Here is a 23,338-nt window from a genome sequence, read left to right as displayed (position 1 = left end):
GCTGCAGGAAGCCCGTAGGGCCCGAGCTGGCCGCATCGTTCGCATACCTTGAGGAAGCGGCTCATCGCGGGCCTGCAACCAAAGGTTCGTTGCAAGCCGGTCGACCGGCGCCGATGGTGCGCAACCTCCTCGACCAAGGTTCCACATGAAAAAACTCCTCACCGCCGCCGCGACCATCGCCCTGATCTCGACGTCGTCGGCCGCCGCGCCGCCAGGCCGCGACTGCGGCGCGCTGCCCGACGCCTCCATGATCGGCGAGGCCCATGCCATCGACGGGGACACGCTGGCGGTGCTGCGCGCCGACGGCACGCGCTGGCCCGATGTCAGGCTGTGGGGCATCCAGGCGCCCGAGCTGCGCGATGCGCGCTCGAAGCTGGAGAACCCGGCCGGCATGCGCTCGCGCGTCGCGCTCGAGGACCTGCTTCCCGGCTCGATCACCTGTCGTCCGATCGAATGGGACAGGTACTGCCGCGTCGTGGCCCGCTGCGCGACAGACGCCACGCCGGATCTCAGCCTGACCATGCTGTCGGCCGGCGAGGCCTACCTGTTCACGACCTTCGCGATGGGGCGCAACGCATCGCTCGAGATCCGCACGGCCTATGTCGCCGCCGAGCGCCAGGCACGCGCCGATCGGCGCGGCCTGTGGCGCGCGTGGCTGGCGCCCTAGTGCTGCGTGGTGGCCGGGCACTGCGCCCTCAAGCCGGCAATGGTCAGCGCCGACGCGGCGCTGGCATCGGTTTCGCCGCCGCCGATCTCGCGGTCGCTGGCAGGCTCGATGATCACGGCGCCATAGAGCGGCTCGCCAGGCTGTTCCCTCCCCGCGCCGACGAACCAGTACGCGCCGACCGGGATCAGACGCGCTGCGTCATCAAGGCTCTTGGTGAAAAGTGGCGGCCGGCCATGCATATGGCCCGCGAGATCAAACCAGGCATCGACCTGACCGACACGCCGTTGCGTCCAGCCCAGAAGGCGCGCGACCTGCTCATCGAGCTCGTGCGATGGACATTTGGCCGTCTCGATGGCCGCGATGATTTCCTCTCGTGTCGCCACGATTAATCCTCCGGATCCAAGAACGTGAAGCCCCTGTCGGGATGCCAGCCGCGCTCCAGCTCGCCGTAGCGACAGGTGACCGGCCTGCCCCTGCTGACGCAGCCAAGGAAGGAGCCCCACGCCGTGTCCGCGTCGAGGTGGATGCAGATCGCGGGCGGTGCCGTGTCGAACCCCACGGCCAGGATGAAGATCGGCCGCTTGTGCCATCCGACGACACAGACGCGGTCATCGGCCTCGATGTCCGGGTCATGGTTCATGCCACCTCGCCTTCCATCGCGGCCGCGCGACGCACGACATCGTTGAAGTCGCACTTGAGATCGAGCAGGCGCGGCACCTGCACGACGACGCGGCGCGCCAGGCTGTTGCGCTGCGCCGCGCGCCAGGCCCACCGCTCGCCTTGGCGCCTGACATCCTTGTCGGCGCCGTAGATGAAATCCCTGCAGCCGAATGGGAGATCGACATTGGGCATGTTGCCCGAACTGACGAAGCAGATGCCGGCGCGGCGCCAGATCTGCATGCAGCTGAGCGTCGTCTCGATGCCCTCGCCGCCCGTCATCGCCTCGGCCGGCTCGCCCAGCCTGATGCAGCCGCCGATCCTGTTGTCGCTGACGGCACTGTCCCGGGCGAAGCTGCCGAACACCAGCTTGCTCCAAGACGGATCGGTGAACGCCGCCTTGAGCCAGGCGCCGCGGTCGGCCAACACCAGGAACGTCACGTGCACGGCCCACAGCGCACCGTCCGGCCCACGAATCGCCGCCACCATCGCGGGATGGTGCGCCTGGGCATAGGGATGCCAGACCCGCGGGTGGTAACCGAGGTCCGTGGGCCAGCCGGCGTTCACGTCGGGATCGCCGATGCCGTACGACGCCGGCGGCACCAGCGCGCGGCCGCGCAGGTACAGGTCGACCGGCCCGCCCCGCTCGATCGCCTGCACCGCGCGCGCGATGCCCTTGACCGTGCGCGCCTTGCGCTCCGCCTCCTCCCGTGCCGCCGCCTCGCGTGCCGCGCGGCGCGCGCGCGTCTCCTCATCCAGCTCCACGCGCTGCGCCGCCGTCATGGTGGACAGGCGCTGCAGACCCGATTCAGCCTCGAGCAGCTCGAGCGCCTCGACGAACGTCCTGCCGTAGTGGCGCTGCACGAAGTCGATCACGTCGCCGTTCGAGCCGCAGCCGAAGCAATGGAAGAAGCGCTTGCCATTGAGCACCCAAAACGACGGTGTCTTCTCGACATGGAACGGGCACAGCCCGGCGAAGTCGCGTCCCTTCCGCTTCAGCGCGACGCTTCGCCCGATCACCTCGGACGGCAGCAGCCGCTCGCGTACCGCCGCGGCGCGTTCGGCGTATTCGGATCGGCGGTCGGTGCGCATCACCCGATCCCCTGCCAGATGCGGGCGCATTTGAGCCGGTAGCGGTCGACCAGCTCGTCGTCGCTCAGCGCGCAGCCGCGAATGCGCCACTTGCCCTCGACCGTGGGCACGACCGGCGTGCCGTACCACAGCGCCAGGCGCGCCGCGGCCGCGGCGACCGCTACGCGCGGCACCGCGTCGATCAGCGCCTGGATCGAGGGCGGCGGCGTCATTGCTCTGCTCCTGGATGCAGGCGGCACAGCGCCGCGTTGCGGACCAGGTCGAGCACGGCCTGCTCGGCGCGATGACGTGGCCAGGCGAACTGATGTGTCACGTTCGCGTCGTCGCAACCGACCACGGTCAATCCCCAGCAGACATTCGCATTGCTGACGAAATCGGACGTGATCGCCTGCGCCAGGCGTTCCGCCGCCCATGGCTTCAACCGCCACTGCAGCGTGCCAGCCGCGTCGATGATCAGCACGTAGCCGTCATGCGAGCGCGACACTTCGAGAATTGGCGCCGGGCTGCTCATGCCGACGCCTCGCGATGACTGCCGGCTGCCAGGATGGAGGCCGCGTCGGCGTGCCGGTAGATCGTAAGGACCGCCGGCGCGACCGCGGCCTCCGGCATCGTCACCTCGATGACATGCCCGTCGCGGTCGCGGACCTGCGCTCTGACCGGGTCCATGCCGATAGCCGACGCAAAGCACAGGGCGGACGCCAGGACATGCGCCTCGCAGACCGGCAGCGCGTGCGTGATCTCAACCAGCGGATCGCGCCGGTCGACCAAGTACACCACGCCGATCGGCCGGCCGTCCGTGAATTCCAGCCCGTGCCGCACACGCACGGTGTAAGGCTCGCATGTCATGACGCCGCCACCGCGGCTTCAGTCGTCGACCGGCGCAGCAGCGGCTGGATCTGCGTGGGATCGAACCCGCGCTTGACCGCGATGCCGACCATTTCCTGTGGCGACATCGCGCGGCCATCGACCTTCAGCGTCTCGGGTGCGGCCGCGGGGCCGTCGACCACCGAGGCCGCGTAGATCACGACGCCCTTGCGCTGCAGGTACAGCCTGGCCGCGGCCACAACGTCCGAAGTCGACGTCGCGGCGGCGAGCCGCTCCTCGTCGGCGCGCCTTTTCTCCAGCAGCATCACCATGCTGCTGGATGTGCGCCGGCCGGCCACCGGTGGCCGTTCGCCCGGCCGCGCCGCCAGGCCCATCTTCACGGCCTTGATCAGCACAGCATGATGGCTGACCAGGCCGAACGCGGCGCGCAGCTCGCTATAGGAGGTCCCGCCCTCCCACATCGCGCGGAACCGCGCATCGCGCTCGGCCTTCTCGGCCTGTCGCGTCAGCATCGCCGGGCCGGGCGCTACACCGGCATCCCCTGCACTACCAGCACCCGATTGCTCGGTGTGGCGCGATCCGCGCGCCACCAAAGCGTCCCGGTCCCGGCGCGCCGCGCCGCGAGGGGCCTTCTCCGTCAGGCGTGTCTGCGTCCTTCCCACGCCGCCGGCGATCTTGCGAATAGGCGCCGAGCCTTTCACTTCGGCCGGGGCTACCTCTTGGGTGGCGGGATCGCCCGTCCCGGGCCCGCGCTTTCTGGCATGACGTTCGGCGGTGGGCGTAGCCGGGCCGGCTTCGGATGCCGCTGGAGCCGCTGCAGCGACAGCCAGCCGTTCTCCATCCTCCGCCGGTTGCTCGCCCTTACGGGCAGAGCCACCCGCCGCCGATTTCTTGCCGGTCCGAGGCCGACGCTCGGGCACCGGCGCTTCAGCCCGGGCGACAGCCGGTGGCCGCGCCGCGCGCCATTTGAACTTCTTGATCACCTGCCGGATACGCTCGGGCGTGACGCCGACCGCGCGCGCGATGTCGCGCTTGTCCAGGCCCTCGGCCTCGTAGAGCCGGCGCGCCTCGTCGAGCCAGGCGATCGGCCGCTGCTGGCGCGCCTTGCGCGGCGCGTGCGGCTGGCGCTTCGGCACGGCCCGTTCCACGCGGCGGGGCTTACGTTTCATGCCCTCCATCGAATGCAGTGCCGCGATGTCACGGCGCAGCGCCTCGAGCTGGCCCGACAGCGCGCGGCCGACATCGCGCAGCAGGCGCGGCAGGTTGGTGCTCATGATGTCGCGCCCTCGGCGAAGGCCAGCAGCTGCTGGCCGATGTCGCGCGCCAGCGGCGCCAGCACGGCGCGCTCGCGGTGATCGATGCGGCCGTCGCGCAGCGCCTCGGCCAGCCCCTGCAACGCCGTCGCGACGTCGGCAGCCAGGGCATGATCGTCGGCGGCGCGCTCGCCGGCGCGGTCGAGCACCGCCAGGCCGGCCGGCGCCAGCACCTGGTCAGCGAAGCCAGCGGGCAGCACCGCTGCCAGCTGCACGAACCGCGACACCGGCATCACGATCGCGCCGCTGCGGTAATCCTTGAGCGTCGGTTCCGGGATCCGCGTTGCCTCGCCCACAGCCCGCATCGAGTACCGGCGTCCGGTGCCGACATAGAGCCGCAGGCCGTCGGCCACGCGCTGTCGGATGACATCCTCGCCGGGCACAGCGTCGGCCGATGGTGCGCCATCCGCAGGCCTGCGCGACAATTCCAGCATGACGGACATCAGCCGCCCTCCATGATGGGCATAGCCTCGCCTGCTCCGGTCCCCGCCTGCAGGGCGGCGCGCGCTGCCCTGTACGCGGCGAACAGGTCGTTGGCCGTGACCACGCCGTTGGTCGCGGCCTCGACCTTGTCCACAACATCGACAGTCGGCGGCCGCTTGCCGCTGAGCACGCGGCTCAGCTGCGCACGGGAGAGACCGGCGCGGCGTGCGAACGCGGCCTGCTTTTCGCGGGTTTGGGCGAGGTGGTCGGCTAGGCTTGGCATGGCGGCGCCTATGGTTGCCATATTGGCAACCTCAGTCAAGATTTAGTTGCCATGTTGGCGTCTGTCCAAACGTTGCCAACCCGGCAACACTGGGGCATGGCCAAACCGAAGCCGACCAACTACCTGGGCGCGTGGCGGCAATTCCGCGGCCTGACCCTGGAGCAGCTCGCCGCCGGTGCCCGCACGACCAAGGGACAGGTCTCGCGGCTGGAGAGCGGCCAGCGTGGCCTGACCGTGCCCTGGCTTCGCCGACTCGCGAGCGCGCTCGACACGACCGCCGACAAGCTTCTGCAGCCGCCCGGCACGGCCCCCGATGACCGCGAGATAACCCCCGCCCAGATGGTGCCGCTTTTGGATTCGGTGCGCGCCGGCCACTGGACGGAGGTCACCGACCCCCACCCCGTCGTCGAGCATGTGCCGACCTGGCGCAAGGTCGGTCCCCGCGCTTTCGCGCTGCGTATCGAGGGCGACAGCATGCTGCCCGAATTTCGCGAGGGCGATGTGATCATCGTCGACCCCGACATGGAAGCCGTGCCCGGTCGCTACGTCGTAGCCAAGCTCGAGCGCGACCAGCAGGCGACATTCAAGCGCTACCGCCTCAAGAGCGCCGGCCGCCCGGGCCAGCAGGTGGTCGAGCTGGTGCCGTTGAACAGCGATTGGCCCACGCTCACGATCACGTCCGACAACCGTGGCCACATCGTCGGTGTTGCCGTCGATCACTACCGCAAGCTGGTTTGATCCTGTAGCGTTTGCAAACGACGTCCTCTCAAAAAAAGAGCCTGTCCATGCTCCCCGCCGGCATCATCCTCATCTGCCTTTCACTGGCATGGGGCTTCATGGCGACGATGAATGCCATCGCCAACAAGGGCATCGCCAGCATCCCCGACCTGATGTTGACCGGCACGCTCTTCCTGTCGGGCTGTGTGCTGCTGGCCGGTGGCAACATCGCCGGCGCCGTGCGGCAGGCGCGCGAGCAGCAGGCCAAGGCTGAAGCCGACGGCGTCAAGGCGATCGTTGATCAGCTGCACTATCTCGGCCGGCTGGCTCACCACCAGGCGGCGGCGCCGGCGGCGCCGAGCGCAGCCAACGCCGAAGCCTCGCCGGACGCACGGACCGCGCACACCAGCACTTGGCCGACCGCCGCGCCGATGACCGCGTCTGATGCCCGCGCCTTCCTGCAGCGCGAAGGCGTCGAGATCACCTCGGAAGGAGCCGGCTGGCGCATCCGGTCGAAGACCGGCGTGCACAAGTTCGTCCGTGACCAGCAGGAATTCGATGCCTTCTGCCTGCAGTTGGCCGAGACCCTGTGGCGCCAGGGCACCGTCTGAATCGCGCCGGTTGTATTAGCCTCACGCCGACAAAAGACTAGACACCAGCCCGCCGCCAGCGGCTGAAGCTGCCGTAATCTCGTTCCGTTTCCATTCCGGCAACTTTCTCGTTGCCAATGAGTTGCCATTCTGGCAACCATAGTGGAAACCTTAAACGCGAGGTTGCCAATGCCTGACACCCTGCCCCGTCTCCTCGTCGATCCGGCCGTGGCGAACGCCGTTCGCCACGTGCCGGCCTACGCCCGCCCGGGCATCGCGCTGCTGATCGGCCCCTGGCCGCAGACCGAGGCCGGCCAGCGCCTGGCGCTCGAGGTGAGCAAGCTGAGCGCCCTGCTGCGCGACGCGACCAGGGCGCTCGACCTGGCCCTGGCCACGGGCGACCGCGTCGCGCTCACCGATGCGCTGGACGGCGTCTCCGACGCCGGCCAGGTCGCGTTCGGCGCGCTGGCGCAGCTGGCGACGGCGCGGTGATGACCATGACGCGCCGCCTTCTCGCGCTCCTCGATCGCGTCCGGAACCTGCACGCGCGCCTGCGCGCCCTGCTCGAGCCGCGCCCGCACTGCGGTTCGAAGATGTGCCTGATCAACGGCTGCCCACGCTGGCGCCGCTGCCGAGGGCTGTGACCCATGGACACGGCGCTCGCCCTCATCGGCCTCGTCACCGGCATCGGCATGATCTGCCGCTGGCTGGCCATCCACCTGCCGCGCTGGACGGCGCGCCTGCGATGACGGTCGCCCCTCCGCAGTTCGGCCGCACCGTGCAGGACGCCCAGCGTTTCCTGAACGAAGGCGGCGCCCGTACGGTCATGATTGCAGTGCGCGTCAGCATCGACGGCCTCGCGACCCACATGCCGGTGTCCAAGGACGCGGTCGCGACAACCTTGTCGACTAAATTCAAGCCCGACGATCCGCTGCCCTCGCATTTCGAGCGGGATACCGGGCTCCTCTGGATCGGCTCACGCGAGGCGATCCGCGCAGCCGAGGCCGCGCCATGACCGAGTGGCAGGCGGACGTGCAGATCCCCGACGCGCTCTGGTACGCCGGCTGGCACGAGCAGCCGACCGCCCGCACCCTGCAGGTCGGTGGCCGCCGGGTCGAGGCGCCGCACGACGCGGCCGGCCTGGCGCGCCTGATGGCCCTGGTGATGACCGAGTGCGCCGCCGCCGACGGAGCCTGCACCGAGGCCCATATCGCGGCCGCCGGCTTCACCGCCGACGAGATCGCGCTCTACGCCGACCGCGCCCGCGAGCTGGCGCGCCGACGCACGGCGTCGCGCGACGGCGTCGGCCGCGCGCATCGCGTCACCAAGCTCAAGCCGCTGCGGCCGGTGTTCCGCATCCAGGCTCGCCAGGAGTCACGCGCATGACCGACCGCGCCCATGACGATGAGCCGCAGGTGATCGACATCGTCGCCATCATCGACCGCGAGCTCTCCGCGCTTGACGTTCGCCGCGATCGCACGAGGTCGCTGCGCCGCGCCGCATTGAAGGATCGGCACCACGAGGAAACGCGCCGCATGTTCGCCTGGTACATGGCCGAGCCCGGCCGGACCAAGGCCGAGACGGCCCAGCACTTCGGGATCAACCCCAACACGCTCGCGACCCGCTTCTGGAAGCTCGGCCTGTACGGCATCGGACCGCACGCCGAGACGAAGGCGCGCCGCGCCGCGCGCAAGGTCGCGCGGGCAGCCTGAAGGAGGATCCGCATGGCCGACGCACCCACTAATCTCGATGAGGATGGCCTGCCGAGGAACGCCGTCGAGCTGGTGGCGCAAGCCATGTGCTGCGGCACCACGCGCGGCTGCTCGGCGCTACGCGATGGCGGCACCTGCCTGGCCGATGGTCTCCGCGGCAAGGACGCGCTGCAGGCCGTCAGCGGCCTTCGCGCCTGCATCCGACGGGCCCGCCGCCAGGCGGCGCGCCCATCATGACCGACGCAACCTATCAGACGAACGCCGTTCGCCTGCGCGCCCGCTTCGAGAGCGGCCAAGCGCTCGTCGAGCACCTGCGCCGGCGGGCCGACGGCAAGGGCGTCGAGCCGACCGGCGTCTATCGCCGCGCCTGGCCGCATGACCTGCAGATCACCGGCCGGGGCATCCACGGCATCAAGGCCATCGTCGCCGCGCTGCCGCTCGCGAAGTTCGCCGCCGACCCCGACGAGGCCGAGGCCTTCGCCGGCCTCATGCCGCGCCGCGAGGAGAAACTCCCGCCAACGGCGGGAGTGGAAGTGCGCGGCGGTGGCCGCGCCGACGAGACGGACCGGCCGGCGCGCCGCGGTTACCTCGCAGCCCACTTCAACACCAGGGAGGACTCATGAAACCCGAGCTGCACCACGTCACGGCCGCGACGCGCGAGAGCGCGACGCTGATGTACTGGCTGGCGTCGAATGTCGCGCCGCTGATCAACACGGCGCCGTCACATGCCCACATGGCGCTGCAGAGCCTGGCCCTGCTCGCGGCCGCGCGCGCCGACCGCATCGGCGACCGTGCCGCGGCGCGATTCGCGGTCGTGACCGGCCGCGAGATCGAGCGCCGCTTTGCCTCCGCCCCGACCCCCGAACCGCCGCGCGCGGCCTGAGAGGACAGCATCATGATCAAGCCGAAGTGGAAGAGCCTGCTGCAGCGTTCCGTCGTCGAGTGGCTGACGGCGCATCCCGATGTCAGCCGCAACGAGATCGCCCGCCGCGCCGACCTCGACAAGTCGATCGTGATCAAGATCGCCAACGGCGAGAAGGACAATCTCAACGGTGACAGCGCCGTGAAGCTTGCCGGCGTGATGGGCATCACCGTCGAGGACCTCTATGCCGGCCGCTCGACCCCGAGCACGGCGCCGGCGTCCGTTCCGGCGGAGGTGATCGATGCCACGACGGATGTGCGCGGCACCCTGCGGATGCTGTCGCTCGACCAGCTGGCGATAAACCCGCTGAACCCCCGCAAGGCCTTCGACGACGACACGATTGGCGAACTGGCGGAAAGCATTGCCACGCACGGCGTCCTGCAGAACCTGGTCTCGGCACCGCCGGGAAAGGACGGCCTCCACGTGGTCACCGCCGGCGGCCGGCGCCAGCGCGCCCTCATGCGCCTGGCTGAGGTCGGCCGCTGGGATCCGAAGGCGCCGAACATCCCGGTCCGCGTCCTCAACAGCGACGAACCCCACGTGCGCGCCCTGGCGCTCGTCGAGAACCTGCAGCGGGTCGAGCTGAGGCCCATGGAGGAAGCCGAGGCCTTCGCCGAGCTGCATGAGCTGGATCCGACGACATGGACGACGACGCGCATCGCCGAGACGGTGCACCGTACACAGCGCTTCGTGCAGCAGCGCCTCGCGCTTGCCACCAAGCTGACGGCACCGGCGAAGCGCGCGCTGACCGAAGGCGTCATCAGCGTCGAGATGGCGCGCGAGCTGGCCAAGGCGCCGATGAAGCAACAGGCACAGATCGTAGCGACCATCAAAACCGACGCACAGAACGAATGGGGCGAGAAGTGGGACGCCGAGGCCATCAGGGAGGAAATCACCGGCAGCTGGTATCCGGTGTCGCGGGCCTTGTTCGACCGCCAGGCCTATGACGGTGAGATCGTTCGCGATGACAATGACGGCGAGGCGTGGTTCACCGACGCCAAGCAGTTCGAGAAGCTGCAGCTCGCGGCTGCCGAGGCCAAGGCCACCGAGCTTCGCACGCAGCGCGCGTGGGTGAAGGTGGTCAACGCCCACAAGCATCAGTACTTCCACTCGTACGACTACAACACCAGTCGCGCCAAGGACCTGTCTCGCGCCGGCGCCGTGATCGAGATCGAGCACGATTGGGAAATCAAGGTCCATGACGGGCTGCTGGAGAGGACCAGCGACAGCGGCACAGCCAGCAGGAGCGCCAACACCAAGAGCAGCAGCAAGGCTTCCGCGGCCACCGAGAAGCCGGAGCCGGAGCCCTACACCAAGAGCCTGCTGATCCGCACCAAGGGCGAGAAGACGGCGCACCTGCAGGACGCGATCGTGCGCGTGGGCTGCCGCGACGAGGGTGACACGGCGATCTGCCTCGCCATCGTCGGCATGCTGGGCATCGTATCGAAGGTGAAGATCGGCGATGCCAGCTACGGCAGCGAGGACACGCGCCGCGGCGCCGCGCAGGCCAGGCGCATGCAGGCGCTCTATGCCGAGATCGTCGCCGCGGCCAAGGCGCAGAAGGCGCGGGGCGGCTCAGTCAGCGAGCCTGACGACGACGACGATGTCGCCGATGACGTCGAGGCTGACGACGCGGGCGTGCTGGATCGCGATCCGGACCAGGTCAACCGCCCATGGTCCGAATGGTCGGGGCCACCGCCGATGGCGATCTGGACGTGGCTGCGCGGCAAGACCCGCGACGAGCGCCTGCAGATCTTCGCCACGCTGATCGCCGACCGCTGCGGTTACTATGTCGGCTACGCCGCCAGCGTCGCGCCGCACCACGATGCGTTCGACGTGGCGCTCGCCCAGCACCTCGGCATCGACATGCGCAGCGTATGGCGGCCGACCGAGGCCTGGCTGGCCGGCAGCCGCAAGCCCCGGCTCGAGGTCCTGGCCCGGGGCCTGCGTATCGACCCGCTGCCCAAGAGCACGACGCAGCTGCGCGCCGCGATCGCCGCCCGCTTCGAGGAGGCCGACAAGCCCGGCGGCGAGCAGCTGCCGCCGGCGGCCGAGTGGGTGCCGCCCGAGATGCGGATCCTCGACAAAGCGGCCTTCGACAAGGCCTTCACGCACTACAAGCAATTGCCCGATCCCGAGCCGGCCGGCGAACGCCGTTCGCGGCGCGCCCAGGCAGAAGGTGCCTCGGCATGAGCGAGGCAGAGCGCGAGCCGGTGCATGTCCGGCACGACCTCATGCGCAAGGCAGGCGCCGATACGGTCTACGCCATCCAGCGCAGCAGCACGCTGCTCGGTCACCCCGTCGATCAGCTCGAGGTGGCCATCGGCGGCGTCGCGGGCGCGCTGGCGTGCGCCATAGAGACATGGTGCCGAGCGCACGGCCAGCCGATACGGTCGGCCCGGGATCTCCATCGCGAGAAGGTGCGCGAGATCGGCATCTGGATCATCGAGCGCACCGTCGAAGGCTGGCCCGCCAAGGCCGCGGATCCCAAGCGATGACCGCCGACCACTTCGATATCGCCTGCCTGCAGGCGGCGCGGGCAGCCGAAGCCGCCATGTTGCTGTCGTACCTGCCCGACGCGATCGCCACGAGCATGGAGCCCGACGCGGTGCTGCTGCGCATCGTGCTCGCGGATCCCGAGCTGGGTATCTGGTGGCAGATGGCCGACGGCGACGGCCCACCGACCGGCGACCCGCGCTGGGATGCCGTGTGGGCCGAGCGCCTCGAGGCCTGCCGCCGCGCACTCGACCTGCTGCGGGCCGATGGCCTGTTCGCGGTCCGCCAGGCCGTCGGACAGGGCAACCGCGTGGCGGTCGAGCTCAGCAGCTACAGCTACGCCCTATTCACCGCCGAGCAGGCGCGGGCCCAGGCCGACGCGTACCGCGCGCTGGCTGCATCGCGCGCGCAAACGATCGCGCATCAGGCGGGCGCGCTCGCGGCGCTGCGCGCCGAGCTGAAGGTCTACCAGGACATGTTCGGCGAGGACGCCGACGACCAGCTGTGACCAAACCAAGGAGGGATATCGCGATGGGAGCCCATCTGATCGAGGGCGAATTTCAGTCTGACAAGTACCCGACCACGCCACGCGGCAAGGTGCCGCTGAGCGTGAAGGACCAGATGGCGCAGGACCTGCTGTGGCAATACGCCCAGCGCCGGCGCGCGGTCGACGCCGAGTTTTCCGACGATCTGGAGACGGCACTCCTAAACGCAGGCTCCAGCTCGCCGCCTGTAGCCGAGGTGCTCGTCTACCCACCCATGCTCACGCCGGCGCTCTCGCAGGTCCTCGGCCTCATGATCATGCAGACGGCGCCCCTGGCGCACGGGTTCCGCGACGCCGGTCATCCGATTGCATCGCGCGTCGAGGATGAGCAGGCCTTCGTGCTCGACTGGCTGGTGCGCAAGGCCATCCGACATGGCGACGACTGGCGGCGGTTCGCCGGCGAGGATCTAGCCCGCATCGCAGCCCAGCTGCGCGCCACCAAGGCACCGGAGGGTTGACATGACCAGACCGGGAGCGCCGGCGCGCGTTGACCACCTGGGATTCCCCGTCGCCGCGCAGCCGCATCCAATGGCGACGTTCGATCCCGCCTGGCGCAGTCGACACAATCCCGCCCCGCTGGACGGCTGGCGCTTCACCTATCGCTGCGCATCGGGATGCCCCGATGCCATCGGCGACATGTCCGCCGCATGCTCTCCGGAGGATCATCCCAAGGAATGCCCTGACTGCGGCGGCCCGGTCGAACTCTATCGTCCGGATGGAGACGTTTGATGGCCGGCAGCGTCAACAGGGTGATCCTGATCGGCCATCTCGGGCGGGATCCCGAGGTCCACCACACACAAGCCGGCTCACGGATCGTCAACATGAGCATGGCGACGTCGGAGAGCTGGCGCAACAAGGACACCGGGGAGCGCATGGAGCGCACCGAGTGGCACCGCGTCGTGATCTTCAACGAGCGCCTGACCGAGATCGCGGAGAAGTACCTGCGCAAGGGATCGAAGGTCTACCTCGAGGGCCAGCTCGCCACGCGCAAATGGACCGACCAGCAGAAGGTCGAGCGTTACACCACCGAGGTCGTGGTGCCGCGCTTCGGCGGCGCGCTCGTGCTGCTCGACAGGCAGCAGACCGGGCCCGGCTCGCCCAGCTCGCCCGACGACTACGGCACCACGCGCGCATCGGGCGCCGGCGGCGCTCCGGCCGGGCGGGACCCGCTCGACGACGACGTCCCATTCTGAGGTGGCCCCATGCAAGTCGACAAGCATCCCGGCCCTGTCATCTCCGACCTGGAGAAGTGCATTGTCGCGCTCGACCAGGCCGCCGCAAAGGGCTCGTGCCACAACCACGGCACGTGTCACAGCTACCATGACCTCGACATCATGATCTGCCGGGCGCTCGGCTACGAGGCGCGCCCCTACGGCCGTTCGGCACTCCACCGGATCCGCAAGCCAGGTCAGCCCGCCTTCTGGACACCCCCACGCTTGACGTCGTGTCTTGACGACGCCGTCGAATGGTTGCTGCCGCGCGGATGCGCTGTGATCCCGCGCAGCCCGATCAAGGTCTGCGCGCTGGGCCTAGCCCGCCTCGTCGACAAGCTCGAGGGCGGCCGCGTCTGCCGCATTTGCGGCTGCACCGACCACGCCGCCTGCCCCGGCGGATGCTCTTGGCACGAGCGCGACCTGTGCAGTGCCTGCGCCGATGGAGTCCTGCGATGATTGTCACCATCGATGTAGCGCGGCTGGCGGAGCGCCTCCTGCAGGATGTCGCCGACCTGCCCGACCGTACCAGCCCGGACGATTGGCCCGAGGCGATGCTGGTCACCGGCAACGAGCTGCAGGCGCTCATCCAGCAGGCATGCGAGGCCACCGGCGTCGCTGTTGCCCTCGAGCCCGGCGTCGCCGAGATCGCCGCCGAACGGCGGCGCCAGCGCGAGGTCGAGGGCTGGACCGAAGCCCATGACGACGAGCACGCCCGCGGCGAGATGGCTCAGGCAGCAGCCTGCTACGCCATTTCCGCCCCCATCTACGACGTGCGCGGGGCTATCCCGAGCAGGTTTGGCGTTCCTCAACCGGCTCTGAAATGGCCATGGGGTCCGGAGTGGTGGAAGCCGCGGAGCCAGCTTCGCAACCTTGAGCGTGCCGGCGCACTGATTGCCGCGGAGATCGCACGCATCAAGCGCCGACGGCAGACACCCATCCCTCCTGCACGGCCGGAGGCGGAGTGATGGGCAGCAAGCTGAAACCTGGCGCGTTCGATTGTTATGGCAGCGCGCTGCCGGACGAACCGATGTTCATTCTCTTGGCACGTGATCCCGACGCGCCGACCTTGGTCGATATCTGGGCGGATTGGCGGGAGTTGCACATCAACCGTGGGCGCCGACCTGAAGGCGACCGTGCAATGGCAGACGAGGCACGCCAGTGCGCCAATAGCATGCGCGCATGGCGCGCCGCCAATGACGGGACGTGGCGCCGGCCGGTGTCTCCGATCACGGAAATGCCGATCGGGTGGCGGCCGATCGACACGGCGCCGAAGGATGGAACGCCGATCGACGTGTGGGTAGGCGGCGAGTTTCCACACCGCGTCACCGACGTCGTATGGCGAGCGCCGACCGATAGCGAGTGGTGGACCCACGGCGGCGACACGATCGATACGCCCGATCCGACGTGGCACGACCTGTTCGGCCCGCTCGGAAAGCACGAGCCGCCTACCCACTGGATGCCCGCGCCCGCTCCTCCGGCGCAAACGGAGACTGCGTGATGGCCGACCACTCCCTGATCGAATGGACCGATGCGACCTGGAACCCGATCACGGGCTGCAGCGTCGTGTCGCCGGGCTGCGCCGACTGCTACGCCATGCGCCTGGCCGGCACCAGGCTACAGCATCACTGGTCGAGGAAAGGCCTGACGCAGCCGAGCAAGGCCGGCCCGGTATGGACGGGCGAGCTGCGCTTCAATGAGGAGTGGCTGTACCAGCCGCTCACATGGAAGCAGCCGCGGCGGATCTTCGTCTGCGCGCACGGCGATCTCTTCGCCGCGATCGACGGCTGGATCATGCGCGTCCTCGATGTCATGGCGCGAGCCCAGCTCCATACGCTGCAGGTCCTGACCAAGCGCCCGGACCGCATGCTCAACTTCTTCCGCCGCTGGGCCGACGTGGATCCCGAGCAGGATTGGGATTTCAAGGACGCGCGCGGTCCCGATGCCGTTCGCGCCGCCCACAAGAGCGGCCGCGGCCAGCTGTTCGCAGACATGCTCGAGGCGATGGGCGAGCCGCCGCCCGGTGCCGCCTATCCGCTATTTGACTGGTCCGGCGGCATGTCGCGCTGGTCGCCGACATTCCGCCATATCTGGCTCGGCGTTTCGGTTGAAGACCAGGCCCGTGCCGACGAGCGCCGCGAGGCCATGCGCGCCCTGTCCCAGCTCGGCTGGCGCACCTGGGTGAGCTACGAGCCCGCCCTCGGCCCCGTCGACTGGACCGGCTGGGAATTCCTGTCCTGGATGGTGTCAGGCGGCGAGAGCGGTGACCGGCCGTCTCATCCGGCATGGCACCGCACCGCACGCGACTTCTGCGCGGCCCACGATATCCCCTATTTCCTCAAGCAATGGGGTAGCTGGGCGCCCGTATGCGTGCTCGACGACGCCACCATCGACACCCTGTACGCCCCGCCGCCCCGCCTGGATCCGGAAGCGATCACCAAGTGCCTGGTCGACAGCTGCGTCCTGCACGCCGACGGCAGCCGCTATGACGTCACGACGCCGATGGCGTTCGCTGCAGGCGCCGACGCGATGACCATGTTCAAGGTCGGCAAGAAGCGCGCCGGCCGAACGCTCGACGGCGTCGAGCACAACGCCATGCCGGGGATCCCGCGATGAGCCAGCTCGAGCTGCACTTCGCCAAGCCTCGGCGCATCGACATCACAATCGAGCGGCTGATCCGGCTTGTTGACGAATTGAGCGCCGAAGAGCGCGCTACCCTACAAGAAGGGCACTGGTCGTGGTGGGCCATCGTGATCACGGTCATGCGAGTCCGCGCCATGGAGCGCGCTGAAGAGCGGGTGGGCCAGCAGCTCGGGATGGCAGCGGATGCGCCCCTGGCTGATGCCTATGACCGTGTCGTCCAGCCCGGAGTAGGACATCCGGCCGACGCCCTCTTGCGGACTTTCAAAGAGGTCTACGCAACCAAGGAAACGCGATGAGGGCGTTCACCATCTGGCAGCCCTGGGCCTCGATGATCATCGCCGGCGTCAAACCTTACGAGTTCCGGCGCTGGGCAGCCCCTCGGCATCTTTGGGGCCAACGCATCGTCATCCATGCCGGCGCCCGGCCGGTGCGAACGCGCGAGCTGGCGCAGCTGATCAATCAGCTTGGCGACGGCGAGGATATCGGGCTCGAGCCGCGCGCGATGGATCTGCTCGACCGGTGGTGGCGGCGCGAGGCCGAGCTGCCGACAGCGAGCGGCCTGGGCACCGCCGTGCTCGGCGAGCCTCGGCGCGCCGTCGACATCTACGCCGGCCGGCCGGACAGCGATCGCGTCGACGAGCACGTATGGGGATGGCCGCTCACCGATAGCCAGCCCTTCACGCCGATCGGGCCGTGTCGCGGCTTACAGGGCTTCTGGACATGGCCACAAGGCGCAGCATGACTGGGCCTATCCGGATCCAGCGCCGGTTGCCCATCACCGTCGCCCCGACTTCGGCCGAGATGGCCGCGGCCGCGGCCCGCGCCGAGGTCCTCGAGGCGCAGATCCGCCCATCCGTGTCGGTGCGCAAGGCGGCCGCCTATGTCGACTGCGACATCAGCACGATCTATCGCGCGCTGGCCAGCGGCGCCCTGCAGGGCCACCGGCTCGGCACGCGGTCCCGCCGCGTCTACCTCGACTCCCTGCAGCGCTGGCAGGAAGCCGGCCAGGACATGGCGCCGGCGCCCGCTCCCGAGCGCCGCCGGCGATCGCTGGCCGACACAGCCTCGTTCAGGGCGGTGATGGCCCGCTTGAAAGCGGCCGGGGTTTAGAGGCAGGCTATTGCACCATGAGCGAACCAAGACGCCGCTTCGACGACCTGATCATCGACGACACCTACCGGATGGTGGAGATCCTGGGCCTTATGGGGGACCTGGAGCGACTCCACGAGAAGTCCAAGGATCTGGTCGACGTCGAGCTTATTGAGGAGCACTTCCGCAAGGAACGCGCCTCGATTCTCAACCGCGTCGGTGAGATGGATGAAGGCGCGTTCAGCGCGCTGCTCGCAGAGCTGGAAAGGCACAAGGAGCAGGTCGTCTCCGACGCCCGATACCTGAACGCGCATCATCGGCTGCCCAGGTGACCGTCTATCTCGATAAGGCGCGCGGCGTCTGGCGCTACGATTTCTGGCGCGGCGGAGAGCGCCATGTCAACGACTGCGTCGATCCCGACACCGGTGAGCCTGTCCGCAGCCGCCATCAGGCGCTGAAGATCGAGCGCCGCGCCATTGTCGCGGCCGAGGCCAAGATCGGCAAGGGCCGGGGAAAGGGCGTGCGGCCTGGCAGCTTCACGCTGGCGCATGCTGCCGACCTGCACCTGGCCACCGTCGACGGTCGGCACCGGGTCAATGTGCTGGGCTACATCCGCGAGCTGTTCGGCTTTCTGGGTGCTGCCACGGCCATCACGGATATCAACACCGAGGACATCCAGCGCTACGTCGCCTGGGCCAAGAAGCAGCCGGTCCGGGTATGGTGCGGCGGATCGAAACGCAAGGCCGATGATCCGGCCCACGCCAGATACTGGCGACCGAATCACATCGGGCCGACGCCGCCTCGGGCGCCCTTCAAGGGCATGGCATGGTGGGACACCACGGGCACCTCTGTCGTCATGCCGCAGCTGATCTGGGACGGTACTGCCTGGGCACCCAAGGGCACCGGGCACTTCCGCACCCCGACCACGATCAACCTGTACCTCGATTGCCTCTCGGGCTGCTTCACGGCCGCGCATGAGCACGTGGATCCTGCTACTGGCCAGCGGTCGTTGCCCTTCCCGCCTCGTGTGACGCGGCTACCGGAGCCCAAGCGCCGGGCGACACCGCTGGCCGACGCCGAACTCGACCGGATCGAGGCTGTCGCACCGCCCTGGGTGACGGACGCCGCCGAGCTGGCGCGAGTGTTCGGCCTGCGTCGTACCGAAGCCCTGTCGTCAACCATCCACTGGATCGACAGGGCCGAGGGCGGCTTGCGCCTGCCCCCCGAAGCCACGAAGTCGGGGGACGAGGAATTCATCCCGGCCGGACCTGATGGCATCGAGCTGCTCGATCGGCTGGAGCAGCAGGCGCGCGAGCGCGGCGCGGTGCACCTGGTCACCTGGCCCGGCCCGGGCGGCCTGGCACGCCTGCAGAAGGCCGCCAGTGGCGAAGAGGCGCCCCCGGTAGAGTGGAGGCCCCTGCGGGAGATCAAGCGTGCCTGGCGCAGCGCCAAGGCCAATGCTGGCATACCCAGCGACGGCCGCCGGCGGCGAGTGCATGACATCCGCGCCCGGTTCATCACGGAGATCGCATCACTCACCCGTTCCGCGTCGGCAATCCAGGGCGCGGCACGACACGCCGACTTTTCCACTACCCAGGGCTACATCGAGATTGCCGATGACGAACTGCGCGCCGCAGTCGCCAGCAGCACGGGCCGGCGTGAACGGCGCACGAACGTCGTCGCGATCAAAACCGGCACGGAGTCCCACATGGAAGTCCCACATGGCTCCCGCAGGAAGATCAAAGACACTGGCTAAGTCTTTGAAAGAATTGGTCGGGGCGGCCGGATTTGAACCGACGACCCCCAGTCCCCCAGACTGATGCGCTACCAGACTGCGCTACGCCCCGACCGGGTGCCGGCACCGGCGAACGGTGCCTGAGGCGGGCGGACCATAGCCCTACCTGCCCGACAATTGCAACGATCGCATCACGCTGCCGGTGGGTTTGTCGGCATGTGTGATGCGACGGATGCCTATGCGGTGTGCAGCGTCTTGCGCAGCAGCTCGAGCGCGCTCTGGAGATCCTCGAGGACGCCTTCGATCTCGCGTCGCTTGCCGGGATCGACCCGCGCCGTGCGCGGCAGCAGGCGCTCGGTCGGCGGCTGCGGCCCAGTGCGCGGCATCTCGGCCCGCTGCTCGACCTCGACCAGCCGCGGCTCCGGCAGCGCCGTGGCCCCCTCGCGCTGCCCCAGACGCCCACGGCTCTCCTTCAGCAGGCGCTGCACACCCTTGATGGTGTAGCCGTCCTCGTACAGCAACGACCGGATGCGGCGCAGCAGGTCAATGTCCTCGGGCCGGTAATAACGCCGTCCGCCACCCCGCTTCAGCGGGCGGACCTGGCTGAACTTGCTCTCCCAGAATCGCAGCACATGCTGCGGCACGTCGAGCTCCGTCGCGACTTCACTGATCGTGCGGAACGCGTGGGCGGATTTCTCAAGCCGCCGTTCTGGCGACGATGCGCTGGCAGTGACCATTATTCACCTTCCACATCAACGGTCGTTGGCGCCGTATTATTTATTCGTGATTTCAACACGTTCGACGCACGGAAGACGAGGACACGCCGCGGCAGGATTGGTACTTCCTGACCTGTCTTTGGATTACGGCCGATCCGTTGGCCCTTGTCGCGCACGGTGAAGCTTCCAAAGCTCGAAATCTTCACGGTCTCGCCACGGGCCAACGCGCCAGCGATCTCGGCGAGGATGACCTCGACAAGGTCCGCTGATTCGTTCCGAGATAAACCGACCTCTTGGAACACCGCCTCGCTGAGATCAGCGCGGGTGATCGTCCGTTGATCCATCCAGCATTCCCCTTCCCCACTTAAACCTTAGTCTGAAACCAGAAATGCGTCAATAACAAGGACATGGCTACCCCATTTGCCCTACATATAGATGCGACCAAAGCGGAGTCCGGCCCCCGCCGTCGACTCAACCGCCCTGCTTCAGTGGATCCGCTCGCTACCGCAGGCTGTCGGTCTCGATCCGACTTCCATCAGAAAGCAGGCTGTCGATATAGACAACTTGTTTTAAGCCTTTATCCGGAAGATCTAATGTCATTCATGAGAATGAATGACATTCGCTGGCCGGGATAAATGGCCTTTTTCAATAATTACCGTGATTGAAGTCAAAACTTAAAACAAGATCACGTGATAAGATATTGGCCTACCAGCGAATGACGTTCGCACCCCAGGTCAAACCGCCGCCCATGGCTTCAAGCAGCACGACATGTCCACGTTGAATCCGGCCATCGCTGACAGCAGAGTCGAGGGCCAGCGGGATGGAAGCGGCTGACGTGTTGGCGTGCTGGTTGACCGTCACCACGACCTTGTCGGCTGACAGGCCAAGCTTGCGGCCGGTGCTGTCGATGATGCGCTTGTTGGCCTGGTGCGGCACCAGCCAGTCGACATCGGCGGGCTCGAGGCCGGCCAGCTGCAGCGACTCGCCGACCACGGCGGCCAGATTTGTCACGGCGTGCTTGAACACCTCACGGCCCTGCATGCGCAGGAACCCGGCAGTGCCGGTGGTCGACGGGCCGCCATCGACGTAGAGCAGATCATGGTGGCGCCCGTCGGAATGCAGGGTGGACGCCAGGATGCCCCGGTCGGCGGCCGAGCCCTGCCCCTCGCCGGCCTTGAGCACCAGGGCGCCGGCCCCGTCCCCGAACAGCACGCAGGTGCCGCGATCATTCCAGTCGAGGATGCGGGAGAACGTCTCGGCGCCGATCACCAGCGCCGTGCCGGCCATGCGGTTCTTGATCATGCTGTCGGCCACCGACACCGCGTACACGAAGCCGGAGCAGACCGCCTGCACATCGAACGCCGCACCCCGTGTCATGCCGAGATTGGCCTGAACCGCCGTGGCGGTGGCGGGAAAGGTCTCGTCCGGAGTCGAGGTCGCCAGCACGATCAGGTCGAGGTCCGACACCGCGATTGCCGCCTGCTCCAGCGCCCGCGCCGCGGCCTTGGTCGCCAAGTGCGAGGTGAACTCGCCGTCGGCGGCGATATGGCGCGCCTGGATGCCCGTGCGCTGCACGATCCACTCGTCCGACGTGTCGACCTTCTTCGCCAGCTCCGCGTTCGTCATCACGCGCTCGGGCAGATAGGCGCCACACCCTTCGACGACCGACCGGATCATCCTGCCCCCGCTACTCCACCGGCTGCCGCGGCCGGCACCTCGCCAAGGGCTTGCCGCAAGCGGTTCAGCTCCTCGACCACCTTGTCGCTGAAATGGTACTTCACGAGATCGACGGCAACGCCCAGCGCATTGGCGAAACCCAGCGCATCCGTGCCGCCGTGGCTCTTCACGCAGACGCCGTTCAGGCCGAGGAACACGCCGCCATTGTAGCGACGCGGGTCGGCGCGCTGGCCCAGCTTCTTCCACGCGCTGCTGGCCAGCACATAGCCGACCTTGGCCAGCGTCGACGTCTTGAAGGCCTGGCGCACGAAACCCGTATAGAGCTTTGCGGTGCCCTCAATCGTCTTCAGCGCCACGTTGCCCGTGAAGCCGTCCGTCACCACGACATCAACGACGCCCGCGCCGATATCGTTGCCTTCGACGAAGCCGTGGAACGCCACCGGGCTATCCTCGACGCGCAGCATGGCCGCGGCATCGCGCAAAGTCTCGTTGCCCTTGCCTTCCTCGGCGCCAACGTTGAGCAGGCCGACAGTCGGCGCGTCGATGCCCAGCACGCTCTTGGCGAACACCGAGCCCATGACCGCGAACTCGACCAGGTTGTTCGCGTCGCATTGCATGTTGGCGCCGAGATCGAGCATGGCCGTCTCGCCGCGCACGGTGGGCAGGAATGAGCACAGCGCCGGCCGCCGAACGCCCGGCAGCATGCGCAGCCCGACAGTGGCCGTCGCCAGCAAGGCGCCGGTGTTGCCGGCCGACACGACGCAGTCGGCCTTCCCCTCGGCCACCGCGTCGATGGCCATCCCCATGCTGGAAGAGCGGCGCTTGCGCAGCGCCGCCGACGGCTTGTCGTCATTGGTGACCACGTCGGCCGCCGCGACGATCTCGCATGCCGTCTTGAGCCAACGGGTCTTGTCGACCATGGGCCGCAGGCGCGCTTCATCGCCGAACAGCAGGAACGTCGCATCGGGATAGCGCTGGCGCGCGATGTCGGCGCCGGCGACGACCATCGCCGGCGCGTTGTCGCCGCCCATCCCGTCGAGTGCGATGACGATTTTGCCCGAAGCGCTCATCGTCGCGCGGCGTCGGGGCTGCTCTCAGCGGCAGCCCCCGCCTCTCACGCGCTGGCCGACTGCGTGACGACCTCGCGCTTGCGGTAGTGGCCGCAGGCGCCGCAGACATGGTGCGGGCGCATCAGCTCGCCGCAATTGGCGCACTCGACATAGGCCGAGCCCTTGAGGGCGTGGTGCGACCGCCGCATGTTGCGGCGCGACTTGCTGACCTTCTTCTTGGGAACGGCCATGACACGATCTCCAATACGGACGCCGCAGTCCCGACGCGGCGTCCCGAAATTCCGGGGGCGGGTTGTCGCAAGGGCGCCTTCCTAGCCAAAACGCGTCGGGGCGGCAAGGACTTATCCGCCCCTTATGCCACAAGCGCACGCCCAATGTCGCAAAAACCGGGGAACCGACCTCAGGCCTGGTCCTTCCGACCCTGCTTGAGGGCGGCGAGCGCCGCGAACGGGCCGCCCGTGGCCCCGGAAGGGGCTGGCGGCGGCAGGATATCGGCCAGCGCCACGCCGGGCTTGCGTGGAAACGGATCGATCGCCAGGGCGAGCTGATCTGCGACGATCTCGCCCAGGTCCAGCGCATCGTCAGACAACGGCTCCGCCGCCTCGCTGCCCACGATCAGCTCGCCGCTGTCGCGGTCGAGCTCCTCGGGCTGGGTGGTGAAGCGCAGCACGAAGGCCTCGTCGATGGCCTGCTCGACCGGATCGAGCGTGATGCCGCAGGCCTGCACCACCAGCGCCTTCAGGCGGCCTTCGACCCGCCATTGGCTTTCGCCTTCGGCACACAGGGTGACATTGGCGCTCAGCGACGGCAGCGCCAAGATGCCGAAACGCTTCGCCAGGGCATCGCGCTCGGTCGCGCTCGCCTCGATGTCGAGCGTCGCGCCGGCCGGCGGCACGCGGTCCAGGCGCAGGCGGCGGGAAAGCTCCAGATCGGGGTTGCGGTCGACATGCATCGCC

At 68.5% G+C, this 23,338-nt stretch carries 40 protein-coding genes and 1 tRNA gene; 25 read left to right on the top strand and 16 right to left on the bottom strand.

Annotated elements, in window-relative coordinates:
* Positions 1-145: 145 nt before the first annotated feature.
* Complete coding sequence (locus FHP25_RS25000) at positions 146-667, top strand: thermonuclease family protein (RefSeq protein ID WP_147849703.1); 522 nt, start codon at positions 146-148, stop codon at positions 665-667.
* Here the strand turns inward: FHP25_RS25000 and FHP25_RS24995 are convergent.
* Genes FHP25_RS24995 through FHP25_RS24955 form a run of 9 tightly spaced genes read right to left on the bottom strand, consistent with a single transcriptional unit; the run spans position 664 to position 5,281 of the window.
* On the bottom strand, positions 664-1,050 hold the full coding sequence (locus FHP25_RS24995) for a hypothetical protein (RefSeq protein ID WP_147849702.1): 387 nt from the start codon (positions 1,048-1,050) through the stop codon (positions 664-666). The two genes, FHP25_RS25000 and FHP25_RS24995, sit on opposite strands and share 4 nt — an antisense overlap.
* A gap of 2 nt (positions 1,051-1,052) precedes the next feature.
* Positions 1,053-1,307 carry a hypothetical protein gene (locus tag FHP25_RS24990; protein WP_147849701.1) on the bottom strand — a complete coding sequence of 85 codons (255 nt, stop codon included), beginning with the start codon at positions 1,305-1,307 and terminating at the stop codon, positions 1,053-1,055.
* Positions 1,304-2,416, bottom strand: a complete 1,113-nt coding sequence (locus FHP25_RS24985) for a CHC2 zinc finger domain-containing protein (protein WP_178133767.1) — start codon at positions 2,414-2,416, stop codon at positions 1,304-1,306. The genes FHP25_RS24990 and FHP25_RS24985 overlap by 4 nt, the downstream gene beginning before the upstream one ends.
* Positions 2,416-2,628, bottom strand: a complete 213-nt coding sequence (locus FHP25_RS24980) for a hypothetical protein (protein WP_147849699.1) — start codon at positions 2,626-2,628, stop codon at positions 2,416-2,418. Before FHP25_RS24980 ends, FHP25_RS24985 begins: the two co-directional genes overlap by 1 nt.
* On the bottom strand, positions 2,625-2,927 hold the full coding sequence (locus FHP25_RS24975; protein ID WP_147849698.1) for a hypothetical protein: 303 nt from the start codon (positions 2,925-2,927) through the stop codon (positions 2,625-2,627). Before FHP25_RS24975 ends, FHP25_RS24980 begins: the two co-directional genes overlap by 4 nt.
* Entirely contained in the window at positions 2,924-3,262 is a 339-nt protein-coding gene (locus FHP25_RS24970) for a hypothetical protein (RefSeq protein ID WP_147849697.1), read from the bottom strand. Before FHP25_RS24970 ends, FHP25_RS24975 begins: the two co-directional genes overlap by 4 nt.
* Complete coding sequence (locus FHP25_RS24965; protein ID WP_147849696.1) at positions 3,259-4,515, bottom strand: thioredoxin domain-containing protein; 1,257 nt, start codon at positions 4,513-4,515, stop codon at positions 3,259-3,261. Before FHP25_RS24965 ends, FHP25_RS24970 begins: the two co-directional genes overlap by 4 nt.
* A complete protein-coding gene (locus FHP25_RS24960) occupies positions 4,512-4,997 on the bottom strand; it encodes a hypothetical protein (RefSeq protein WP_147849695.1) in 486 nt (161 codons plus the stop codon). The genes FHP25_RS24965 and FHP25_RS24960 overlap by 4 nt, the downstream gene beginning before the upstream one ends.
* Entirely contained in the window at positions 4,997-5,281 is a 285-nt protein-coding gene (locus FHP25_RS24955; protein WP_178133766.1) for a helix-turn-helix domain-containing protein, read from the bottom strand. The genes FHP25_RS24960 and FHP25_RS24955 overlap by 1 nt, the downstream gene beginning before the upstream one ends.
* 75 nt (positions 5,282-5,356) lie before the next feature.
* Between FHP25_RS24955 and FHP25_RS24950 the strand changes: the two genes are divergently transcribed.
* From FHP25_RS24950 to FHP25_RS24835, 24 genes are all read left to right on the top strand, one after another.
* Complete coding sequence (locus tag FHP25_RS24950; RefSeq protein WP_178133765.1) at positions 5,357-5,998, top strand: helix-turn-helix domain-containing protein; 642 nt, start codon at positions 5,357-5,359, stop codon at positions 5,996-5,998.
* 47 nt (positions 5,999-6,045) lie between these two features.
* The gene (locus tag FHP25_RS24945; RefSeq protein WP_147849692.1) at positions 6,046-6,588 is read left to right on the top strand and encodes a hypothetical protein; all 543 of its coding nucleotides are present in this window, start codon (positions 6,046-6,048) and stop codon (positions 6,586-6,588) included.
* A 168-nt stretch (positions 6,589-6,756) separates the two neighbouring features.
* Positions 6,757-7,059: a hypothetical protein gene (locus tag FHP25_RS24940; RefSeq protein WP_147849691.1), complete on the top strand. Its 303-nt coding sequence runs from the start codon at positions 6,757-6,759 to the stop codon at positions 7,057-7,059.
* A gap of 253 nt (positions 7,060-7,312) precedes the next feature.
* Positions 7,313-7,582, top strand: coding sequence for a hypothetical protein (locus FHP25_RS24935; RefSeq protein ID WP_147849690.1), 270 nt, complete (start codon positions 7,313-7,315; stop codon positions 7,580-7,582).
* Positions 7,579-7,953, top strand: a complete 375-nt coding sequence (locus FHP25_RS24930) for a hypothetical protein (protein ID WP_147849689.1) — start codon at positions 7,579-7,581, stop codon at positions 7,951-7,953. The genes FHP25_RS24935 and FHP25_RS24930 overlap by 4 nt, the downstream gene beginning before the upstream one ends.
* On the top strand, positions 7,950-8,279 hold the full coding sequence (locus tag FHP25_RS24925; protein WP_147849688.1) for a hypothetical protein: 330 nt from the start codon (positions 7,950-7,952) through the stop codon (positions 8,277-8,279). Before FHP25_RS24930 ends, FHP25_RS24925 begins: the two co-directional genes overlap by 4 nt.
* 12 nt (positions 8,280-8,291) lie before the next feature.
* Positions 8,292-8,516, top strand: a complete 225-nt coding sequence (locus FHP25_RS24920) for a hypothetical protein (protein WP_147849687.1) — start codon at positions 8,292-8,294, stop codon at positions 8,514-8,516.
* On the top strand, positions 8,513-8,902 hold the full coding sequence (locus tag FHP25_RS24915) for a hypothetical protein (RefSeq protein ID WP_147849686.1): 390 nt from the start codon (positions 8,513-8,515) through the stop codon (positions 8,900-8,902). Before FHP25_RS24920 ends, FHP25_RS24915 begins: the two co-directional genes overlap by 4 nt.
* Positions 8,899-9,162: a hypothetical protein gene (locus FHP25_RS24910; protein WP_147849685.1), complete on the top strand. Its 264-nt coding sequence runs from the start codon at positions 8,899-8,901 to the stop codon at positions 9,160-9,162. Before FHP25_RS24915 ends, FHP25_RS24910 begins: the two co-directional genes overlap by 4 nt.
* A 12-nt stretch (positions 9,163-9,174) precedes the next feature.
* Complete coding sequence (locus FHP25_RS24905) at positions 9,175-11,394, top strand: ParB/RepB/Spo0J family partition protein (protein ID WP_147849684.1); 2,220 nt, start codon at positions 9,175-9,177, stop codon at positions 11,392-11,394.
* Positions 11,391-11,699 (top strand): hypothetical protein, encoded by a 309-nt coding sequence (locus FHP25_RS24900; RefSeq protein ID WP_147849683.1) that lies wholly within the window; start codon positions 11,391-11,393, stop codon positions 11,697-11,699. The genes FHP25_RS24905 and FHP25_RS24900 overlap by 4 nt, the downstream gene beginning before the upstream one ends.
* Positions 11,696-12,205: a hypothetical protein gene (locus FHP25_RS24895; RefSeq protein WP_147849682.1), complete on the top strand. Its 510-nt coding sequence runs from the start codon at positions 11,696-11,698 to the stop codon at positions 12,203-12,205. Before FHP25_RS24900 ends, FHP25_RS24895 begins: the two co-directional genes overlap by 4 nt.
* A 23-nt stretch (positions 12,206-12,228) precedes the next feature.
* Positions 12,229-12,699, top strand: coding sequence for a hypothetical protein (locus FHP25_RS24890; RefSeq protein ID WP_147849681.1), 471 nt, complete (start codon positions 12,229-12,231; stop codon positions 12,697-12,699).
* A 70-nt stretch (positions 12,700-12,769) separates the two neighbouring features.
* Entirely contained in the window at positions 12,770-12,970 is a 201-nt protein-coding gene (locus tag FHP25_RS24885) for a hypothetical protein (protein WP_147849680.1), read from the top strand.
* Entirely contained in the window at positions 12,970-13,434 is a 465-nt protein-coding gene (ssb, locus tag FHP25_RS24880) for a single-stranded DNA-binding protein (protein WP_147849679.1), read from the top strand. The genes FHP25_RS24885 and ssb overlap by 1 nt, the downstream gene beginning before the upstream one ends.
* Before the next feature lie 9 nt (positions 13,435-13,443).
* Positions 13,444-13,911 carry a hypothetical protein gene (locus FHP25_RS24875; protein ID WP_147849678.1) on the top strand — a complete coding sequence of 156 codons (468 nt, stop codon included), beginning with the start codon at positions 13,444-13,446 and terminating at the stop codon, positions 13,909-13,911.
* Complete coding sequence (locus FHP25_RS24870) at positions 13,908-14,420, top strand: hypothetical protein (RefSeq protein WP_218578578.1); 513 nt, start codon at positions 13,908-13,910, stop codon at positions 14,418-14,420. Before FHP25_RS24875 ends, FHP25_RS24870 begins: the two co-directional genes overlap by 4 nt.
* Complete coding sequence (locus FHP25_RS24865) at positions 14,420-14,953, top strand: hypothetical protein (RefSeq protein ID WP_147849677.1); 534 nt, start codon at positions 14,420-14,422, stop codon at positions 14,951-14,953. The genes FHP25_RS24870 and FHP25_RS24865 overlap by 1 nt, the downstream gene beginning before the upstream one ends.
* On the top strand, positions 14,953-16,068 hold the full coding sequence (locus FHP25_RS24860; RefSeq protein ID WP_147849676.1) for a DUF5131 family protein: 1,116 nt from the start codon (positions 14,953-14,955) through the stop codon (positions 16,066-16,068). Before FHP25_RS24865 ends, FHP25_RS24860 begins: the two co-directional genes overlap by 1 nt.
* Positions 16,065-16,391: a type 1 glutamine amidotransferase family protein gene (locus FHP25_RS24855; RefSeq protein ID WP_147849675.1), complete on the top strand. Its 327-nt coding sequence runs from the start codon at positions 16,065-16,067 to the stop codon at positions 16,389-16,391. The genes FHP25_RS24860 and FHP25_RS24855 overlap by 4 nt, the downstream gene beginning before the upstream one ends.
* A complete protein-coding gene (locus FHP25_RS24850) occupies positions 16,388-16,837 on the top strand; it encodes an ASCH domain-containing protein (protein WP_147849674.1) in 450 nt (149 codons plus the stop codon). Before FHP25_RS24855 ends, FHP25_RS24850 begins: the two co-directional genes overlap by 4 nt.
* Positions 16,834-17,205, top strand: a complete 372-nt coding sequence (locus FHP25_RS24845; protein WP_178133763.1) for an excisionase family DNA-binding protein — start codon at positions 16,834-16,836, stop codon at positions 17,203-17,205. The genes FHP25_RS24850 and FHP25_RS24845 overlap by 4 nt, the downstream gene beginning before the upstream one ends.
* A gap of 17 nt (positions 17,206-17,222) precedes the next feature.
* The gene (locus FHP25_RS24840) at positions 17,223-17,516 is read left to right on the top strand and encodes a hypothetical protein (RefSeq protein ID WP_147849672.1); all 294 of its coding nucleotides are present in this window, start codon (positions 17,223-17,225) and stop codon (positions 17,514-17,516) included.
* Positions 17,513-18,940: a tyrosine-type recombinase/integrase gene (locus FHP25_RS24835; protein WP_147849671.1), complete on the top strand. Its 1,428-nt coding sequence runs from the start codon at positions 17,513-17,515 to the stop codon at positions 18,938-18,940. Before FHP25_RS24840 ends, FHP25_RS24835 begins: the two co-directional genes overlap by 4 nt.
* A 14-nt stretch (positions 18,941-18,954) precedes the next feature.
* Here the strand turns inward: FHP25_RS24835 and FHP25_RS24830 are convergent.
* From FHP25_RS24830 to FHP25_RS24800, 7 genes are all read right to left on the bottom strand, one after another.
* Positions 18,955-19,031, bottom strand: a tRNA-Pro gene (locus FHP25_RS24830).
* A gap of 124 nt (positions 19,032-19,155) precedes the next feature.
* Positions 19,156-19,656: a MerR family transcriptional regulator gene (locus FHP25_RS24825; protein WP_147849670.1), complete on the bottom strand. Its 501-nt coding sequence runs from the start codon at positions 19,654-19,656 to the stop codon at positions 19,156-19,158.
* Positions 19,656-19,979, bottom strand: coding sequence for an integration host factor subunit alpha (locus FHP25_RS24820; RefSeq protein ID WP_147849669.1), 324 nt, complete (start codon positions 19,977-19,979; stop codon positions 19,656-19,658). The genes FHP25_RS24825 and FHP25_RS24820 overlap by 1 nt, the downstream gene beginning before the upstream one ends.
* Before the next feature lie 361 nt (positions 19,980-20,340).
* Positions 20,341-21,312, bottom strand: coding sequence for a beta-ketoacyl-ACP synthase III (locus tag FHP25_RS24815; protein ID WP_147849668.1), 972 nt, complete (start codon positions 21,310-21,312; stop codon positions 20,341-20,343).
* A complete protein-coding gene (gene plsX / locus FHP25_RS24810) occupies positions 21,309-22,382 on the bottom strand; it encodes a phosphate acyltransferase PlsX (RefSeq protein WP_147849667.1) in 1,074 nt (357 codons plus the stop codon). Before plsX ends, FHP25_RS24815 begins: the two co-directional genes overlap by 4 nt.
* A 44-nt stretch (positions 22,383-22,426) precedes the next feature.
* Positions 22,427-22,612: a 50S ribosomal protein L32 gene (gene rpmF, locus FHP25_RS24805; protein ID WP_147849666.1), complete on the bottom strand. Its 186-nt coding sequence runs from the start codon at positions 22,610-22,612 to the stop codon at positions 22,427-22,429.
* Positions 22,613-22,782: 170 nt separating this feature from the next.
* A complete protein-coding gene (locus tag FHP25_RS24800) occupies positions 22,783-23,334 on the bottom strand; it encodes a YceD family protein (protein WP_178133762.1) in 552 nt (183 codons plus the stop codon).
* Positions 23,335-23,338 lie beyond the last annotated feature (4 nt).

It is taken from the genome of Vineibacter terrae, assembly GCF_008039615.1.
Taxonomy (GTDB): domain Bacteria; phylum Pseudomonadota; class Alphaproteobacteria; order Reyranellales; family Reyranellaceae; genus Vineibacter; species Vineibacter terrae.
Note: the sequence above shows the minus strand (reverse complement) of the source record. Positions and strands in the feature narration are given on the sequence as shown.

Excerpts from the sequence above, each read along its gene's own strand:
- FHP25_RS25000 (WP_147849703.1), top strand. The coding sequence starts at position 146 with ATGAAAAAACTCCTCACCGCCGCCGCGACCATCGCCCTGATCTCGACG.
- FHP25_RS24990 (WP_147849701.1), bottom strand. The coding sequence starts at position 1,307 with ATGAACCATGACCCGGACATCGAGGCCGATGACCGCGTCTGTGTCGTC.
- FHP25_RS24985 (WP_178133767.1), bottom strand. The coding sequence starts at position 2,416 with ATGCGCACCGACCGCCGATCCGAATACGCCGAACGCGCCGCGGCGGTA.
- FHP25_RS24980 (WP_147849699.1), bottom strand. The coding sequence starts at position 2,628 with ATGACGCCGCCGCCCTCGATCCAGGCGCTGATCGACGCGGTGCCGCGC.
- FHP25_RS24975 (WP_147849698.1), bottom strand. The coding sequence starts at position 2,927 with ATGAGCAGCCCGGCGCCAATTCTCGAAGTGTCGCGCTCGCATGACGGC.
- FHP25_RS24970 (WP_147849697.1), bottom strand. The coding sequence starts at position 3,262 with ATGACATGCGAGCCTTACACCGTGCGTGTGCGGCACGGGCTGGAATTC.
- FHP25_RS24965 (WP_147849696.1), bottom strand. The coding sequence starts at position 4,515 with ATGAGCACCAACCTGCCGCGCCTGCTGCGCGATGTCGGCCGCGCGCTG.
- FHP25_RS24960 (WP_147849695.1), bottom strand. The coding sequence starts at position 4,997 with ATGTCCGTCATGCTGGAATTGTCGCGCAGGCCTGCGGATGGCGCACCA.
- FHP25_RS24955 (WP_178133766.1), bottom strand. The coding sequence starts at position 5,281 with ATGGCAACCATAGGCGCCGCCATGCCAAGCCTAGCCGACCACCTCGCC.
- FHP25_RS24950 (WP_178133765.1), top strand. The coding sequence starts at position 5,357 with ATGGCCAAACCGAAGCCGACCAACTACCTGGGCGCGTGGCGGCAATTC.
- FHP25_RS24945 (WP_147849692.1), top strand. The coding sequence starts at position 6,046 with ATGCTCCCCGCCGGCATCATCCTCATCTGCCTTTCACTGGCATGGGGC.
- FHP25_RS24940 (WP_147849691.1), top strand. The coding sequence starts at position 6,757 with ATGCCTGACACCCTGCCCCGTCTCCTCGTCGATCCGGCCGTGGCGAAC.
- FHP25_RS24935 (WP_147849690.1), top strand. The coding sequence starts at position 7,313 with ATGACGGTCGCCCCTCCGCAGTTCGGCCGCACCGTGCAGGACGCCCAG.
- FHP25_RS24930 (WP_147849689.1), top strand. The coding sequence starts at position 7,579 with ATGACCGAGTGGCAGGCGGACGTGCAGATCCCCGACGCGCTCTGGTAC.
- FHP25_RS24925 (WP_147849688.1), top strand. The coding sequence starts at position 7,950 with ATGACCGACCGCGCCCATGACGATGAGCCGCAGGTGATCGACATCGTC.
- FHP25_RS24920 (WP_147849687.1), top strand. The coding sequence starts at position 8,292 with ATGGCCGACGCACCCACTAATCTCGATGAGGATGGCCTGCCGAGGAAC.
- FHP25_RS24915 (WP_147849686.1), top strand. The coding sequence starts at position 8,513 with ATGACCGACGCAACCTATCAGACGAACGCCGTTCGCCTGCGCGCCCGC.
- FHP25_RS24910 (WP_147849685.1), top strand. The coding sequence starts at position 8,899 with ATGAAACCCGAGCTGCACCACGTCACGGCCGCGACGCGCGAGAGCGCG.
- FHP25_RS24905 (WP_147849684.1), top strand. The coding sequence starts at position 9,175 with ATGATCAAGCCGAAGTGGAAGAGCCTGCTGCAGCGTTCCGTCGTCGAG.
- FHP25_RS24900 (WP_147849683.1), top strand. The coding sequence starts at position 11,391 with ATGAGCGAGGCAGAGCGCGAGCCGGTGCATGTCCGGCACGACCTCATG.
- FHP25_RS24895 (WP_147849682.1), top strand. The coding sequence starts at position 11,696 with ATGACCGCCGACCACTTCGATATCGCCTGCCTGCAGGCGGCGCGGGCA.
- FHP25_RS24890 (WP_147849681.1), top strand. The coding sequence starts at position 12,229 with ATGGGAGCCCATCTGATCGAGGGCGAATTTCAGTCTGACAAGTACCCG.
- FHP25_RS24885 (WP_147849680.1), top strand. The coding sequence starts at position 12,770 with ATGGCGACGTTCGATCCCGCCTGGCGCAGTCGACACAATCCCGCCCCG.
- ssb (WP_147849679.1), top strand. The coding sequence starts at position 12,970 with ATGGCCGGCAGCGTCAACAGGGTGATCCTGATCGGCCATCTCGGGCGG.
- FHP25_RS24875 (WP_147849678.1), top strand. The coding sequence starts at position 13,444 with ATGCAAGTCGACAAGCATCCCGGCCCTGTCATCTCCGACCTGGAGAAG.
- FHP25_RS24870 (WP_218578578.1), top strand. The coding sequence starts at position 13,908 with ATGATTGTCACCATCGATGTAGCGCGGCTGGCGGAGCGCCTCCTGCAG.
- FHP25_RS24865 (WP_147849677.1), top strand. The coding sequence starts at position 14,420 with ATGGGCAGCAAGCTGAAACCTGGCGCGTTCGATTGTTATGGCAGCGCG.
- FHP25_RS24860 (WP_147849676.1), top strand. The coding sequence starts at position 14,953 with ATGGCCGACCACTCCCTGATCGAATGGACCGATGCGACCTGGAACCCG.
- FHP25_RS24855 (WP_147849675.1), top strand. The coding sequence starts at position 16,065 with ATGAGCCAGCTCGAGCTGCACTTCGCCAAGCCTCGGCGCATCGACATC.
- FHP25_RS24850 (WP_147849674.1), top strand. The coding sequence starts at position 16,388 with ATGAGGGCGTTCACCATCTGGCAGCCCTGGGCCTCGATGATCATCGCC.
- FHP25_RS24845 (WP_178133763.1), top strand. The coding sequence starts at position 16,834 with ATGACTGGGCCTATCCGGATCCAGCGCCGGTTGCCCATCACCGTCGCC.
- FHP25_RS24840 (WP_147849672.1), top strand. The coding sequence starts at position 17,223 with ATGAGCGAACCAAGACGCCGCTTCGACGACCTGATCATCGACGACACC.
- FHP25_RS24825 (WP_147849670.1), bottom strand. The coding sequence starts at position 19,656 with ATGGTCACTGCCAGCGCATCGTCGCCAGAACGGCGGCTTGAGAAATCC.
- FHP25_RS24820 (WP_147849669.1), bottom strand. The coding sequence starts at position 19,979 with ATGGATCAACGGACGATCACCCGCGCTGATCTCAGCGAGGCGGTGTTC.
- FHP25_RS24815 (WP_147849668.1), bottom strand. The coding sequence starts at position 21,312 with ATGATCCGGTCGGTCGTCGAAGGGTGTGGCGCCTATCTGCCCGAGCGC.
- plsX (WP_147849667.1), bottom strand. The coding sequence starts at position 22,382 with ATGAGCGCTTCGGGCAAAATCGTCATCGCACTCGACGGGATGGGCGGC.
- rpmF (WP_147849666.1), bottom strand. The coding sequence starts at position 22,612 with ATGGCCGTTCCCAAGAAGAAGGTCAGCAAGTCGCGCCGCAACATGCGG.
- FHP25_RS24800 (WP_178133762.1), bottom strand. The coding sequence starts at position 23,334 with ATGCATGTCGACCGCAACCCCGATCTGGAGCTTTCCCGCCGCCTGCGC.